Origin of the sequence: Virgibacillus xinjiangensis (assembly GCF_042643145.1) — a bacterium.
Classification (GTDB): domain Bacteria; phylum Bacillota; class Bacilli; order Bacillales; family Amphibacillaceae; genus Virgibacillus_O; species Virgibacillus_O xinjiangensis.
In genome coordinates, this window is sequence record NZ_JBHRSA010000003.1 from 83540 (window position 1) to 96839 (window position 13300).

At 48.2% G+C, this 13300-nt stretch carries 18 protein-coding genes; 7 read left to right on the forward strand and 11 right to left on the reverse strand.

What is annotated here, in order from left to right; genetic code table 11:
• Positions 1 to 8: 8 nt before the first annotated feature.
• On the reverse strand, positions 9 to 1748 hold the full coding sequence (locus tag ACFOGI_RS00505; RefSeq protein ID WP_390266773.1) for a GMC family oxidoreductase: 1740 nt from the start codon (positions 1746 to 1748) through the stop codon (positions 9 to 11).
• A gap of 29 nt (positions 1749 to 1777) precedes the next feature.
• Positions 1778 to 2527 carry a gluconate 2-dehydrogenase subunit 3 family protein gene (locus tag ACFOGI_RS00510; protein WP_390266776.1) on the reverse strand — a complete coding sequence of 250 codons (750 nt, stop codon included), beginning with the start codon at positions 2525 to 2527 and terminating at the stop codon, positions 1778 to 1780.
• A gap of 235 nt (positions 2528 to 2762) precedes the next feature.
• Here ACFOGI_RS00510 and ACFOGI_RS00515 point away from each other — a divergent pair, with 235 nt between their 5' ends.
• Both ACFOGI_RS00515 and ACFOGI_RS00520 read left to right on the forward strand, forming a co-directional pair.
• Complete coding sequence (locus tag ACFOGI_RS00515) at positions 2763 to 3938, forward strand: DHH family phosphoesterase (protein WP_390266779.1); 1176 nt, start codon at positions 2763 to 2765, stop codon at positions 3936 to 3938.
• Between the two features lie 147 nt (positions 3939 to 4085).
• On the forward strand, positions 4086 to 4520 hold the full coding sequence (locus tag ACFOGI_RS00520) for a universal stress protein (protein ID WP_390266782.1): 435 nt from the start codon (positions 4086 to 4088) through the stop codon (positions 4518 to 4520).
• Between the two features lie 46 nt (positions 4521 to 4566).
• Here ACFOGI_RS00520 and ACFOGI_RS00525 read toward each other — a convergent pair whose 3' ends face one another.
• Complete coding sequence (locus tag ACFOGI_RS00525) at positions 4567 to 5127, reverse strand: CBO0543 family protein (RefSeq protein WP_390266785.1); 561 nt, start codon at positions 5125 to 5127, stop codon at positions 4567 to 4569.
• Positions 5128 to 5194: 67 nt separating this feature from the next.
• Between ACFOGI_RS00525 and ACFOGI_RS00530 the strand changes: the two genes are divergently transcribed.
• Both ACFOGI_RS00530 and ACFOGI_RS00535 read left to right on the forward strand, forming a co-directional pair.
• Complete coding sequence (locus tag ACFOGI_RS00530; protein WP_390266788.1) at positions 5195 to 5737, forward strand: CBO0543 family protein; 543 nt, start codon at positions 5195 to 5197, stop codon at positions 5735 to 5737.
• Positions 5738 to 5892: 155 nt separating this feature from the next.
• A complete protein-coding gene (locus tag ACFOGI_RS00535) occupies positions 5893 to 6570 on the forward strand; it encodes a DUF421 domain-containing protein (protein WP_390266791.1) in 678 nt (225 codons plus the stop codon).
• Between the two features lie 140 nt (positions 6571 to 6710).
• Here the strand turns inward: ACFOGI_RS00535 and ACFOGI_RS00540 are convergent, their stop codons facing one another.
• Entirely contained in the window at positions 6711 to 6881 is a 171-nt protein-coding gene (locus ACFOGI_RS00540; protein ID WP_390266794.1) for a hypothetical protein, read from the reverse strand.
• 79 nt (positions 6882 to 6960) lie between these two features.
• Between ACFOGI_RS00540 and ACFOGI_RS00545 the strand changes: the two genes are divergently transcribed.
• The gene (locus ACFOGI_RS00545; RefSeq protein ID WP_390266796.1) at positions 6961 to 7380 is read left to right on the forward strand and encodes an RDD family protein; all 420 of its coding nucleotides are present in this window, start codon (positions 6961 to 6963) and stop codon (positions 7378 to 7380) included.
• Positions 7381 to 7513: 133 nt separating this feature from the next.
• Positions 7514 to 8041: a nitroreductase family protein gene (locus tag ACFOGI_RS00550; RefSeq protein WP_390266799.1), complete on the forward strand. Its 528-nt coding sequence runs from the start codon at positions 7514 to 7516 to the stop codon at positions 8039 to 8041.
• Positions 8042 to 8142: 101 nt separating this feature from the next.
• Here ACFOGI_RS00550 and ACFOGI_RS00555 read toward each other — a convergent pair whose 3' ends face one another.
• The 3 genes from ACFOGI_RS00555 to ACFOGI_RS00565 all read right to left on the reverse strand — a co-directional run bounded on the left by ACFOGI_RS00555 (position 8143) and on the right by ACFOGI_RS00565 (position 9727).
• The gene (locus ACFOGI_RS00555) at positions 8143 to 9111 is read right to left on the reverse strand and encodes an L-lactate dehydrogenase (protein WP_390266802.1); all 969 of its coding nucleotides are present in this window, start codon (positions 9109 to 9111) and stop codon (positions 8143 to 8145) included.
• Between the two features lie 193 nt (positions 9112 to 9304).
• Positions 9305 to 9574, reverse strand: coding sequence for a hypothetical protein (locus tag ACFOGI_RS00560; protein WP_390266805.1), 270 nt, complete (start codon positions 9572 to 9574; stop codon positions 9305 to 9307).
• Positions 9575 to 9601: 27 nt separating this feature from the next.
• Positions 9602 to 9727 (reverse strand): hypothetical protein, encoded by a 126-nt coding sequence (locus ACFOGI_RS00565; protein WP_390266808.1) that lies wholly within the window; start codon positions 9725 to 9727, stop codon positions 9602 to 9604.
• A 188-nt stretch (positions 9728 to 9915) separates the two neighbouring features.
• On the opposite strand from ACFOGI_RS00565, the gene ACFOGI_RS00570 reads away from it, so the two are divergent.
• Positions 9916 to 10899 (forward strand): ring-cleaving dioxygenase, encoded by a 984-nt coding sequence (locus ACFOGI_RS00570; RefSeq protein ID WP_390266811.1) that lies wholly within the window; start codon positions 9916 to 9918, stop codon positions 10897 to 10899.
• A gap of 60 nt (positions 10900 to 10959) precedes the next feature.
• Here the strand turns inward: ACFOGI_RS00570 and ACFOGI_RS00575 are convergent, their stop codons facing one another.
• The 4 genes from ACFOGI_RS00575 to ACFOGI_RS00590 all read right to left on the reverse strand — a co-directional run bounded on the left by ACFOGI_RS00575 (position 10960) and on the right by ACFOGI_RS00590 (position 13257).
• Positions 10960 to 12093 carry a zinc-dependent alcohol dehydrogenase gene (locus ACFOGI_RS00575; RefSeq protein WP_390266814.1) on the reverse strand — a complete coding sequence of 378 codons (1134 nt, stop codon included), beginning with the start codon at positions 12091 to 12093 and terminating at the stop codon, positions 10960 to 10962.
• A 110-nt stretch (positions 12094 to 12203) separates the two neighbouring features.
• The gene (locus ACFOGI_RS00580) at positions 12204 to 12389 is read right to left on the reverse strand and encodes a hypothetical protein (RefSeq protein ID WP_390266817.1); all 186 of its coding nucleotides are present in this window, start codon (positions 12387 to 12389) and stop codon (positions 12204 to 12206) included.
• 188 nt (positions 12390 to 12577) lie between these two features.
• Positions 12578 to 12697: a YjcZ family sporulation protein gene (locus ACFOGI_RS00585; protein WP_390266820.1), complete on the reverse strand. Its 120-nt coding sequence runs from the start codon at positions 12695 to 12697 to the stop codon at positions 12578 to 12580.
• A gap of 113 nt (positions 12698 to 12810) precedes the next feature.
• Positions 12811 to 13257 carry a YndM family protein gene (locus tag ACFOGI_RS00590; RefSeq protein ID WP_390267032.1) on the reverse strand — a complete coding sequence of 149 codons (447 nt, stop codon included), beginning with the start codon at positions 13255 to 13257 and terminating at the stop codon, positions 12811 to 12813.
• Positions 13258 to 13300: the final 43 nt, after the last annotated feature.

A 13300-nucleotide genomic window follows, 5' to 3' on the forward strand; every position in this document is an offset into this window, starting at 1 on the left:
TCCTGGTATCATACCAATTTGGTTTTTTCTGGTGCTTTTACCAATTGGCCATCCGTCTCAAGGAATTGCTGGATGCCTTCTGCTGCTCGGTAGGCTAGCGCGCCGACGGTTCCGGTCGGATTGTAGCCGCCGTTATGGGCAAAGGCGGAAGCTCCTACGACAAATACATTATCATGATCCCACATCTGCAGGTAGTTGTTGACCGCAGAAGTTTCCGGATCTCCTCCCATGATTACACCGCCCGTGTTATGAGTGGTCTGGTATGGGACAATATCATAATGCTCCGGCATGCTCTTTTTCTCTACTGTATCGGCGCCCATTTCTTTCATGATTTCGGCAGCCCGGTCCGACAAGTGCTCATGCAATTTACGGTCTTGTTCCGTAAAGTCATAGTTCAAGCGGAGTAGTGGATTACCATGTACATCGGTATAGGTTGGGTCCAAGTCCATATAGTTGTCCTTATGCGGCATGGAAGCTCCTTGTGCCCCAATGGAAAGAGCACGGTTGAAATAATGCAGGGATTTGGCCTTGAATTCCGCTCCCCAAGATGGAGTATCATTAGGTACTGGGTTATTGGCAATCGGCCGGCGACCGGTTTGGGTGATAGACATGACACCGCCATGGATGAAATCCAAGTCGGAATGGTCGAAGTTATCTCCGTTATAATCGTCAACAGATGCACCCAGGGCTCCGGCACCCATGAACGTGTTGAATTTCTCTTCTTCAAAATAGCCTGTCGCTCCAGGAAGGATCTGGTAGCAGTAATTCTTGCCGATCACTCCTGTTCCTGTTTCCGGATCATACGGTTCACCCAATCCGGATTGCAGAAGTAGCCGGGTATTGTTCATTACATAACTAGTCATCACGACAACATCTGCAGGTTGGATGAATTCTTCACCGGATTTCAAGTCGACGTACCGTACGCCCGTTGCTCTGCCGCCTTCTTTGATGACTTCTACGACATCGGCATCTGTGCGCAGTTCGAAATTCCCTGTCTCCTGTGCAGTAGGAATCACCGTCACATTTGGAGTCGACTTGGCTCCATATTCGCAGCCGAACCGCTCACAGAACCCGCAGTACTGGCAGGCATTGATCTGCTGGCCATCCGGATTCTCGTAATTCTCGGAAAGGTTCGCCGACGGCATCTGGAATGGATGCAGCCCCAAATTGCTGGCCGCCTTTTTGAATCGGTCCAGGAGTGGGGTGCTTTTCATCGGCGGTGTTGGATAATCATTGCTGCGTGGGGCGCCCATTGGGTTTTCCTCTCCGCTGATTCCTGCTGTCTGTTCATATTGGTAGAAATACGGCTCCAGTTCCTCATAGGTGATCCCCCAGTCCTGGAGGGTATATTCGCTGCCCAGTTTGTTTTCCCCATATCTCTCATCGGTCATGGATTTGATCTGCAGGTCATAGGGCAGGAAACGCCAGGTCTGGCCGTTCCAGTGAACACCTGCACCGCCGACACCTTCGCCTGGGAGGAAAGATCCCCACTGTCTTATCGGCAATGCCCGCTCATCTCTGTTATTACGGAAAGTCAGCGTCTCCCTAGATGCATCTTGCATGAGCCCGAGACGGATCGCGTAACGATACTCATCGTGGATCATCTGGAAATCCTCGGTGGACCGGTTTTGTCCGCGTTCCAGTCCGACCACCTGGGTTCCTTGCTTAGCCAATTCGGCTGCTATGATGCCGCCTGTCCAGCCGACACCAACGGTAACTACTTGGACTTTATCCAAAGTGGTTGCCATATGTATCCTCCTTTATCTACGTTTTTTGTTTAATCTAATTGGCTTTGCAATGCCTGTGGTTCGATTTCTACAAATTCTTCACTGTCAATCTGGTTCAGATAGCTCATCTGATGGCCTGGGAACTCTTTCATTTTCCACCCTTCCATGTCATCATTTCCGTTGTAGAGTGGATCGGCATAGGCGCCCGCAATGGTCGCAGAACGCAGCAATTCGAAAAAGTCGCTGCTGGTCACGCCTTTCAGATTCACTTCGTTATTTTCAAATTTCTGCAAGATCTTATCCTGCTGCTCTCCTTCGAGCTCTGTGAATGATGCGTTATGAGCTGAATTGCTCTGCCGTTCAAGCGCCCGGATTCCTTCCATGAATATTTCCTTGCGTTTCAGCCTGGATTGGTACCCTTGATAATCGGTACCAGGATAGAATGGCCCTTGCATGTATTCTTTTTCATTATTTCCATAGCTTCCGGCTAGCTGGTGGTCAATGAAGTAAGGGACTCCCAATCCGATGGCCCCAGGGCCGTTATCATCCTCCGGGAATATACGTTCAGAAGCTGCACTCAGCACGTTGAAATCTTTTTGCCTGGTGAAGAACATGAGTGCCCGTTGATGATTGGTCTGCTGCTCCTGAGGAGAAGTAGTCGCCTGTTGGGAATCATCTCCGATATTCACACCCAGCAGAGAACCAAGAAGTCCTCCACCGACGACACCGCCGGCGACATACCCGGAATTTTTCAGGAAACGGCGTCTGGACATATCTGTACCATTCTTTTGATCTGCCAATGAATACCCTCCTTCGGTTGATTCGTGTCTTAGATGTGTAGTACCCGGCAAAAATTGGAGATAAACGTACAATTTTAGAACAATTTGATGGAAACTGTTTATAGCAGGGGTGTTCAATTTCCTGTACAATGGTTATCATTGGAAAGATACATAGGTAGGAAACTTGGGGTGGATGACTGCAATGGAGCAATAATTTCACCGGGTTTCATCCATACTACATGCAGAGGTGAGGAATATGTATAAATTGCTTTCACATAATGACTTGGATGGGGTGGGCTGCGGCATCGTAGCAAAACTTGCATTCGGCAAGGATGTGGATGTCCGGTACAACTCCGTTTCCAGTCTGGATCGTGAAGTGAAGTATTTTCTGGAGAATGGGGATAAAGACACGTTCCTATTCATCACCGACTTATCGGTGAATGAAGAAAATGAGCAGGCATTGGAAGCATTTTACCAATCCGGCGGGAAAGTGCAGATGATCGATCATCACAAGACGGCTCTGTCCCTCAATGCCTATGATTGGGCAGATGTCACGGTAGAGAATGAGCACGGAAACCTGCAATCGGCAACTGCCCTGTTGTATGAACATCTGGTGGCAGAAGGTCATCTGGAACCTTCCGAGGGGATAGAGGAATTCGTAGAACTGGTGCGCCAGTATGATACATGGGAATGGGAAGCAAATGACAACCAGAAGGCACAGCGGCTGAATGCGCTGTTTTTCCTTGTGTCGATCGATGAATTTGAACAGACCATGCTGGAGCGGCTGGCAGAAAGTACTTCCTTCGACTTTGATGACTTCGAGAAAAGGCTGCTCGATATGGAAGAGAATAAAATCCAGCGCTATATACGGAGAAAGCGCCGGCAGCTCATCCAGAAAAAAGTGGGCAGCCATTATGCAGGGATCGTCCATGCAGAATCCTACCATTCGGAATTGGGAAATCAGCTCGGCAAGGACTATCCCCATCTCGACTACATTGTCATCTTGAATATGGGCGGCAAACGGATGGGTTTCCGTACAATTCATGAGGATGTGGATGTGTCGGAAGTCGCTGCCCAGTATGGTGGCGGGGGACATGCAAAGGCGGCCGGCAGCCTGATGACGGAAGAGGCTTTCCGGACATTTGTACAGGAGGCGTTCCCGCTGGAGCCGCTTCGTGAAGATGCATGGCGGAACCGCTATAACCGCAAGGCATCTTCCTTTGGCTCCCTATACCAGGACCGCAGTGACGCCCTTTATTTCGTGCACCCGCAGCAGGACGGACAGTGGGTGATTGATCGCAACTATAAGACAATGGATGGAACCTATCCGGATTTCTGGGAAGCGGAAAAAGCACTCAAAAAAGAGCGGGAAGCCTGGCTGGTCAGAGATGATATGTTTGTCAGCTTCTTGATGAAACAGGCAAAGAAATAGCGTTTTGGTGGTGAGCTCGTCATGGTTGTTGATGGGCTCCCTAGAATGATGATCATCAGCCGAACTCTTTGTGAACAACCGTAGTTGCTGGCCTGCTGATGATATACTTGGAGTGCAGGAAAACCTATCTCCCGAGGGGGTATCATGATGAGCAGAAGGATTCTTGTCGCATATGATGGTTCCGATTTGAGCAAGCAGGCGGTAGAAGAAGCAAAACAGCAGGCAGCCGTTTACGGGGAAACAGAAGCCCATGTCATTTGTGTGATTACACCGGCAGGACCAAGCACGAATTCAGCAATATCCCAGAGTATTGCCATGGAAGTGGCAGAGGAATTCCGGCCTGTATTGGAAGGAATCCGGAGTGAAATCGCCGCAGAAGACGTGGAAACAGTGGCAGATGTCATCCTTGACCATTCGCAGAAGAATGCGGGCGTCATGTTATGTGAGTATGCCGAAGATCATGATATGGACCTGATCATCATGGGAAGCCGGGGGCTTGGCGGGATGAAGCGACTGTTCCTTGGCAGTGTGAGCAATACAGTCGTCCATCATGCCCATTGCCAGGTTCTCATTGTGAAATAGCAGAAAAAAAACCAGCCTTTTGCGGAAGAAGGCTGGTTTTTTTGTCCTACTGTTTTCTTAAACAAGGTGCTGGTCTCTTGAAAGACGTTGCATGGAAGATAAGATGGGAAAGAATATACAGCATCGTGTAGATGGGCAGCGAATAGAAGTGATGCCACCCCAGTTGTACATATAATCCCATCCAGATGAAGAGAGGCTCGCCGACAAAGGAGGTAAGCAACCCGAAAGTGACTGCTTTTGAAAGCAGGGAGAACCTGGGCACAAGAAGCAACAGCATCACAGTGACTGGCATCAGCGTATTATTCCAAGGAAGAAAGCCATGGAAGAATGGAGTCACTTGATAAGGATAATACCAAAATCCGCAAGCAAGGCCGACCAAATCAAGGACCGTGGAGAGGAGCATGATGAAAAAACCGACCGTAAGCAGGCGCATCGTACTCTCCCTAGGCCGGAAAAACCACCAGAGCAACCAGGGGAGAAGGGAGAGCGCTACACTGATCCACCAGTGCCAGCTGAACAGGATTTCCTGACTCCAGAAAAATAGATGATTTTGTGACAACTGCGATAATTCATTATATAATATGCCTGCTTCTTTTTTCACCTCCATGATTGGCCTCCTTTTTATCCTAGGGTTTCCCATTTTCTCCATAATGATGTACATAAAGGAGGGGAAGATGTGGAATATTATATCTACGTATGAGGAAGGAAAAGGGGTGAGGGCCATCCATCTTGCATTAGCAACAGGTCTATTGATTGCGCTGCTACGGTGGGGGGATTGGGACCATATCAGAGAGTATTATCCGACGATGTTGATCATGGCGATTGCTGATTTGGCCTATGAAGCTGTAGCCAATGAGTATTACTATCTGTGGAAGATCCACCCTGACTTCTTCCTGGATGATTTAGGGGTCCTCCTGCTTCATGCCGTGGTTCTTTATCCATTTTCCGCTTTTTTGTTTTTAAGCAATTATCCGGAGACACTGCTTTGGAGAATCATCCATTATGCAAAATGGGTGGCCATTTATCTGGTGCTTGAGATGATCGCTTATCGTTTGGGAGTCATCACCTATGATCATGGTTGGAACCTGTTTTGGTCTTCCTTTTTTCTGATCCACATGTTCTTGTTCCTTCGTCTGCATTACCTGCGTCCTTTATGGGCGGTCATCGCGTCTGTTCCTTCGGCTTTATTTTATATGTTCATGTTCGGAATGATTTAAGGAGCAGGTAACCTAAGCAAATCACTAAACACCCGGGGTGAACGACCATGCTTCTTTTCAACGTGGAGAATCGCCTCTACTTCCTGTATGCCCATGAAGAAACATGGCAATAAATGATGATGGAATGATGGATATGATTGTTAGGAGCATGTCGAATGGATATTGTTTCATTGACGACCGAGATACTTGTCGGCTTTTTCCTGTTGTTTGTGATCATCAAATTTGCCGGGAAGAAGATCATCAACCAGGTCACACCGTTCACCTTCATCGCGGCCATTGTATTGAGTGAATTATTAGGAAATGCGCTTTATGAGGAGACGGTGGGACTGTTTTATATCATGTATGCCATGGGACTATGGGGAGGACTCCTGGTTTTTGTCGAGTATATGGGACAGAAATTCCTTTGGTTCCGTGGAGTGTCGGAGGGCAAACCTTCTGCATTGATCGAAAGGGGAATGGTGAGCCGGGAAGCTCTCCGGAAAAATGGGATGAATCTCAATCAGCTGCAGAGCCTACTGAGACAGAGTGAAATTTTCTCTGTAAGGGAGGTAGCTTTCTGTTATCTGGAGGCAAATGGGGCAATCAGTGTCTTGAAGAAATCCAAATACCAAAAAACGGTCCAAGATGATTTCCACATGCCGATACAGCAAGTGGAGGTTCCCATCACCTTCATTCGGGATGGCAAGATACTATGGGATGAGTTGGAGGAAGCGGGTTTTGACGAAGCTTGGCTGCAGACGCAACTCACCAAGCAGGGAATCAACCGTAGAAAAAACGTATTCCTGGCCGAATGGCTGGAGGGTGATGGGTTATTCGTGCAGACCTATGAGTGAATTCTATTACATATATACTCGTTTCATTTACCGGCGGGATTAGGTATGGGGAGGAAAAGTGACTACTTAACATAGGACAAATCCTTCATCGCATATCATTTACAGAATAAAAACAAGGGCGGCTTGATGCTACCCTTGTTTTACTGTTTCTCCGGTTTCCAGGTCGTTTCGTTTCCACTGACCGGACAGGACGGAAAGGTTTCATGTTTAGCCAATGTTGCTTTTTTCCCTGACTGACAGATGAATTCACCATCATGTGGCACACCTTGCCCTGTTCTATATTCACGGTAATCCTCTTTCACAAATATCACCTCCATCCTCCTCGTTAGTGTGGCCGAAACACAGGATTTCAACCGGGGTCATCAATATTCCTCGAAAGGGAGTGGTTGGATGCATCCGAAGCCAGCTGGTTTCTGGATTCGGTTTCTGGCACTGTTTGTCGATTCCCTGTTGAGCGGAGTCCTTACGCTCCTGATCGCTGTACTGATCGGCGATACTGCGTATTTTTCGGCAGCAGTAGGAGTGTCCTCTATGGCCGACAGTATCGGCGGACTGATTTATTCCGTAGTGTTCGTGATATTGTTCACCGCCAGCAATCTGATGGGATCACCCGGTAAATTGGCATGCAGGATAAAGGTGGTCAATACGGACATGACGCAAGTCACCTTGTGGAAATCTATTGGCAGATGGTTGGCCTACTTCCTGTCCACTATCACCTTCTTGATCGGATATATGATGGCTGGATGGAATGAAGAGAAGAAGGCATTGCATGACATGGTATGCGGTACGCGGGTGGTTTATCGGGATTGATGTTTTTCCACATAAACCTCCCCATCAGACTGTTTGCTTCCATTTTCTATCCCAAATTTCCCAATAAATCCTAGTGAATTACGCGGTTTTTTGCTATGATTGCATTATACAAATGGAAATGGAGGGGATAGGAATGGATGTTTTTCAGGCAATCAAGGATCGGCGGGAGATTACGAAATACAAAGAGGATCCCGTACCGGCGGATGTCTTGGAACAAATCGCGGATGCAGGATATTATGCACCTACCGGAAATAATCTACCATCGAAGAACCTCATTGTCGTTACAGATCGAGAAACACTTGATCAGTTGGCAGATACCACTCCATATATGAAATGGATGAAGCAGGCACAGGCGGCCATCGTGGTCACGGGCAAGCCTGATGTCAGCAAATACTGGCTGCAGGATGCTTCATTCGCATGTGCATTCATCTGGCTGGAGGCTACGGAGAATGACTTGGGCTCCGCGTTCGGCGCCGTATATAATGCACAGGACGAGGAAGAATCCAAGACAAGGGAAGACCATGTACGCAACTTGCTCGGCATTCCGGAAGATATCCGTATTGTCGCTGGACTCGGCCTCGGTTATCCGGCAGAAGTCCCAGACAGCAAAACACATAATCCGAGGGAAGAAATCATCAGGTACGGTACTTTTTCATCATAGAAAGTAGAAGCAGCCTGCCAGAACACATAGTTCCTGGCAGGCTGCTTCTCGTCTAGGAGGACCGTGGAAATTCCTCTATGAGGAACTGATCCTCTTCCCTGCTAATCTGGCTGTACCTCATCGAAATATGGTTCCAGAATGCCTTTGAGGATTTCTGAGCTTTGATGGAATTTCTTCTGCTCTTCTTCATCAAGATCGAGCTCGACAATTTCTCTGATACCACTGCGATTGATGACCGCTGGGACTCCGATATAGACATCATTTTCCCCATATTCACCATCCAAGTGTGCAGAAATGGTCAATATAGAATTTTCATTGGCTAGAATCGCCCTCGTTATGCGCGCAAGTCCCATGGCAATGCCATAGTATGTCGCCCCTTTATTTTGAATGATATGATAGGCGGCGTCCCGGACTTGGATGAAGATATCATCCAGATCTTCCGTCTGGAATTCATCGCTCCGTTCCATATATTTGCGGAGTGGAATCGTCCCCACATCCGCTGAACTGTACACAGGCAACTCACTGTCCCCGTGCTCGCCGATAATATAGGCATGGATGTTGTTCGGGGAAACATCGAAGTATTCTCCGAGAGAATAGCGGAAACGGGCAGTGTCGAGGATGGTGCCGGAACCGAGCACCCTTTCTTTCGGAAGCCCGCTGTATTTCCATGTAGCATAGGTCAGGATGTCCACCGGGTTGGTAGCCACGAGGAAAATGCCATCAAAGCCGCTGTCCATCACGTTTCCGACGATCTCCTTGAAAATCTTCAAATTCTTCTCCACAAGGTCCAATCTTGTCTCTCCCGGCTTTTGGCCGGCCCCCGCACAAATAACAACAATGTCTGCGTTCCGGCAGTCTTCATATTCGCCATACCGGATATTCATCGGGTTGGGGGCGAAACCTTTCCCGTGGTTCAGATCGAGCGCATCACCCTGAGCTTTATCTTTATTGACGTCGATCATAACCAGGTCGTTGACAATACCCTGATTCATCAAGGCAAAAGCATAGCTGGATCCAACAAAACCTGTCCCGATCAACGCCACCCGGCTAACTCGTAGATTGTCATTCATTCCTATCATCCTCCTTGGTTCTCCTTCGATAACGAAGCTCTCCTGCTGATAATGTGAGCGCACCTGGCGATATCGCTATTCTTCAGCTGATATCGTGGAGCACCTGGCGATATCGCCGCTCTCCAGCTGATATCGTGGAGCACCTGGCGATATAGCTGCTCTCCTGGTGATACCCCAGCGCACCTGGGGATATCTACGTTCTCCAGCGGATAATCCTGCGCACCTGGCGATATAGCTGCTCTCCTGCTGATATCGTGGAGCACCTGGCGATATCGCCGCTCTCCAGCTGATATCTCGGCACACCTGACGATATCGCTGTTCTCCAGCTGAAATCGTGGAGCACCTGGCGATATCGCCGCTCTTCAGCTGAAATCGTGGAGCACCTGGCGATATCTACGTTCTCCAGCGGATAATCCTCCGCACCTGGTGATATCGCCGCTCTCCAGCTGATATCCCAGCGCACCTGGTGATATCGCCGCTCTCCAGCGGATCATCCTGCGCACCTGGCGATATCGCTATTCTCCAGCGGATAATCCTGCACACCTGGCGATATCGCCGCTCTTCTGCTGAAATCGTGGAGCACCTGGCGATATCGCCGGTCTCCTGCCGATACCACCCTCGTACCATCCGCATACCAGCCTACCAGCATTAAAGATGGATATGGTTACCATTCCCTTTTCATTTACTCCTCATGCTTTCGATTCATGAAAGTTGACATGCCTTTTGCAACATGTTAAATTTTGAATTAAAAATAACGTAATTACAGATAAATATATCTATAAATACAATATGGGAGGAAGTTCAATGTACGGGTTGAAAGGTATGCATCATGTTACAGCCATCACCAGTTCCGCAGAAAAAAATTATGAGTTCTTCACCTATGTGCTGGGAATGCGCTTGGTCAAGAAGACGGTCAATCAGGATGATATTCAGACATATCACTTGTTTTTCGCAGACGACGAGGGCAATCCTGGGACAGATATGACATTTTTTGATTTCCCAGGCATACCGAAAGGCCAGCATGGGACCAATGAAATTTATCGGACATCGTTCCGCGTCCCGAGTGATGCAGCTTTGGATTACTGGGCCAAGCGGTTCAACCGGCTGGAAGTGGAGAATGAAGGGATACAGGAGCAATTCGGTGTAAAGACACTTCCGTTTACCGATTTTGATGATCAACAGTATCAGCTTGTGTCCGATGAAGGTCTTGACGGTGTGGAAGCCGGCATCCCTTGGCAGGACGGTCCAATTCCGTTGGAGTACGCCATTACTGGGCTGGGGCCGATCCATGTCAGGATCGCCAACTTTGACTACTTCAAGGAAATGATGGAAAAGGTGCTGCAATTCAAAGAGATAGATACGGACGGAGACTACCATCTGTTTGAAGTAGGGGAGGGTGGTAACGGCGCCAGGGTGATCGTAGAGAAAAATGATGACTTGCCGAACGCTCGCCAAGGGTATGGGACGGTCCATCACTCTGCCTTCCGTGTGGAAAACCGTGATGTGCTGGATCATTGGACCAAGCGGATGGAAGGATTCGGTTTTCGCACGTCCGGTTATGTGAACCGTCACTTCTTTGAATCCTTGTATGCTGGTGTTGCACCACAGATTCTATTTGAGTTTGCAACCGATGGGCCTGGTTTCATGGGGGACGAACCATATGAAACACTCGGAGAAAAATTGTCCTTGCCACCATTCCTCGAGTCGGAGCGGGAGCAGATTGAGAAAATGGTGCGCCCGATCGATACGGTGCGCAGCACTAAAACGTTGGAAAAAGAATATGAGTAACCCCAGATAAAAGCACATCTCCTGCGGGAGATGTGCTTTCTCTATGGTAGTTGGAAAATCTTATGGCTTCAGAACCACCTTGATACAGTCGTCTTTACGGCTGTTGAAGATATCAAAGCCGTGATCGGCCTGGTCCAGTGGAAGGGTATGTGTGATGATTTCACGTGGATTGATCTCCCCAGCCTTGATTTGGTCGTAAATGGTTCTCATATAACTGCGCGCAGGTGCCTGTCCGGTTTTCAATGTGATGTTTCTTGTGAAGAAAGGACCCAACGGAAACATATTGTATAATCCGCCATATACCCCGGTGAGCTGTACAATGCCGCCTTTTTTCACTGCTTTGGTGGAAATCTGGATCGGCCCCAGTGTTCCTCCTTGCAGTTTCAGCTTCTGTTCGACGAATTCAAGCGGCGATTTCTTCCCGTCCATACCGACACAGTCGATGACCACGTCTGCACCGCCTTTGGTCAGCTCTTTCAATGTTTCTCCCATATCATCGTATTCCGTGAAGTCGTATGCTTCGATCTGATTGATTTTTTTTGCATGGGAAAGACGGTAGTCGTAATGGTCGACGGCGATGACCCGTTCCGCGCCTTTCTGCCAGGCGAATTTCTGTGCCATCAGTCCGACCGGGCCACAGCCGAGGACGATGACCGTGTCGCCTTTTTTCACTTCCGCGTTTTCTACACTCCAATAAGCGGTTGGGAGGACGTCTGATAAGAACAACAGCTGATCATCCTCCAATTCAGCATCCTCTGGCACCAAGAACGGCGTATAGTTGCCGAATGGCACCCGCAGGTATTCTGCTTGCCCTCCTGGATAATTTCCGAATTTCTCCGTGTATCCAAAATAGCCACCTGAGTCATAGTGCGGGTTGGAGTTGTCGCATTGGCTTTCCAAGTGGCTGTTGCAATAGGCGCATTCCCCGCAGGCAACGGTGAAAGGAATGATCACTCGATCTCCTTTTTTCACTTTTGTCACGTCTGGCCCGGTTTCCTCCACAATTCCCATAGGTTCATGCCCGATGATGTAGTCGATCGGTGTAGGCATGTTCCCTTGATATAAATGGAGGTCAGAACCGCAGATGGCAGTGGATGTAATCCGGATGATGACGTCCTGTGGCTCTTCTATGACTGGAAATGGTACTTTCTTGACGGCAACTTTGTATTTTCCTTGATAGGTGACAGCTTTCATGTGTGTGGATGCCTCCTCATGTGTCCAGTTTTCGTTAGGTTCTGCACCACGGAGAAATTTATACCTATATAAAAGCCTGCATCCTTGATGGATACAGGCTTCTGTGGAATTTAGCGGTTGTTATTATTGTTCTTGTTGTTATTGCGGTTTCTGTTACGGTTATTATTGCGGTTGTTGTTCAGGTCGTTGTTGTCAATGAATTCGTTTTCGTTCGCGAATTCTACATTGTTCACTTCCTGATTGTTGTTGCGGTTGTTGTTACGGTTGTTGTTGCGGTTGTTATTACGATTGTCCATGAATGGAATCCTCCTGTGTATTTAAGTTTGCAGCAAATCCGCTACGATAGATAGTTTGTCCCTCTTTTTTCAAACCATGCACAAAAATTAAAGGGTATGTCTTCACGTAATATACATAACGGCAGACCAAGGGGAGGCGCTTGGTCTGCCGTTGCATTCCTTGATTCGCACTCTATCCAGCTATAGGATTAATATCCTCCGCCGAAGCCTTTGACATAGCCTCCTGCTCCAACGATGATAAGCAGGATGAAGAGCACGACAATCAAAGCAAAGCCGTTACCGTTGCCATAACCGCCGCCGTAGCTCATACATATTCCCTCCTTTATCCATGGGATCACTAATAGGATATGGTGGAGGGGGGATTTAGTGAGGGACAATGGTGTATTTAGGCGGAATTTATGCTTTTGTCGGCAGAATCAGTCTACTTCTCTTCGTTCCGATTGCGTCTTTCTGCATCGGTGTCCATGTCTTCTCCGAATTCAGTCTGCAGTTTATCGTCCCTACGCCTATATTCTGTTCTGTCATGGCCACCTCTTTCGAATACTGCATTTTCCATATACTGATGGAAGAAGAATTCTCCTGCCGCGATAATCAACGCGGAGATCAAGGTAGCGGTGCCAAGAGGGATTGTCTCTTCGAACAGATAGTTCCCAAGAACCCATACACCTGCGAAAGCAAGCCCGAAATCGCCCAAGGTGGCACCGAAGTTTTCAATGACCGGGAGGAGATAGACATCTGCCAGAAAGGCTAGTGCGGTCAGAATGAGACTAGTGGCAAAGATGTCCCCGAATGAAACATCGTAGAACCCGCCGAGTACAATCCATAACACAGCTGTTATCATAGCGAACTTTATAACAAGGGCGGTCATAAATCTCAATATCATCCACTCCTTTCCATTATAAATTGATTCA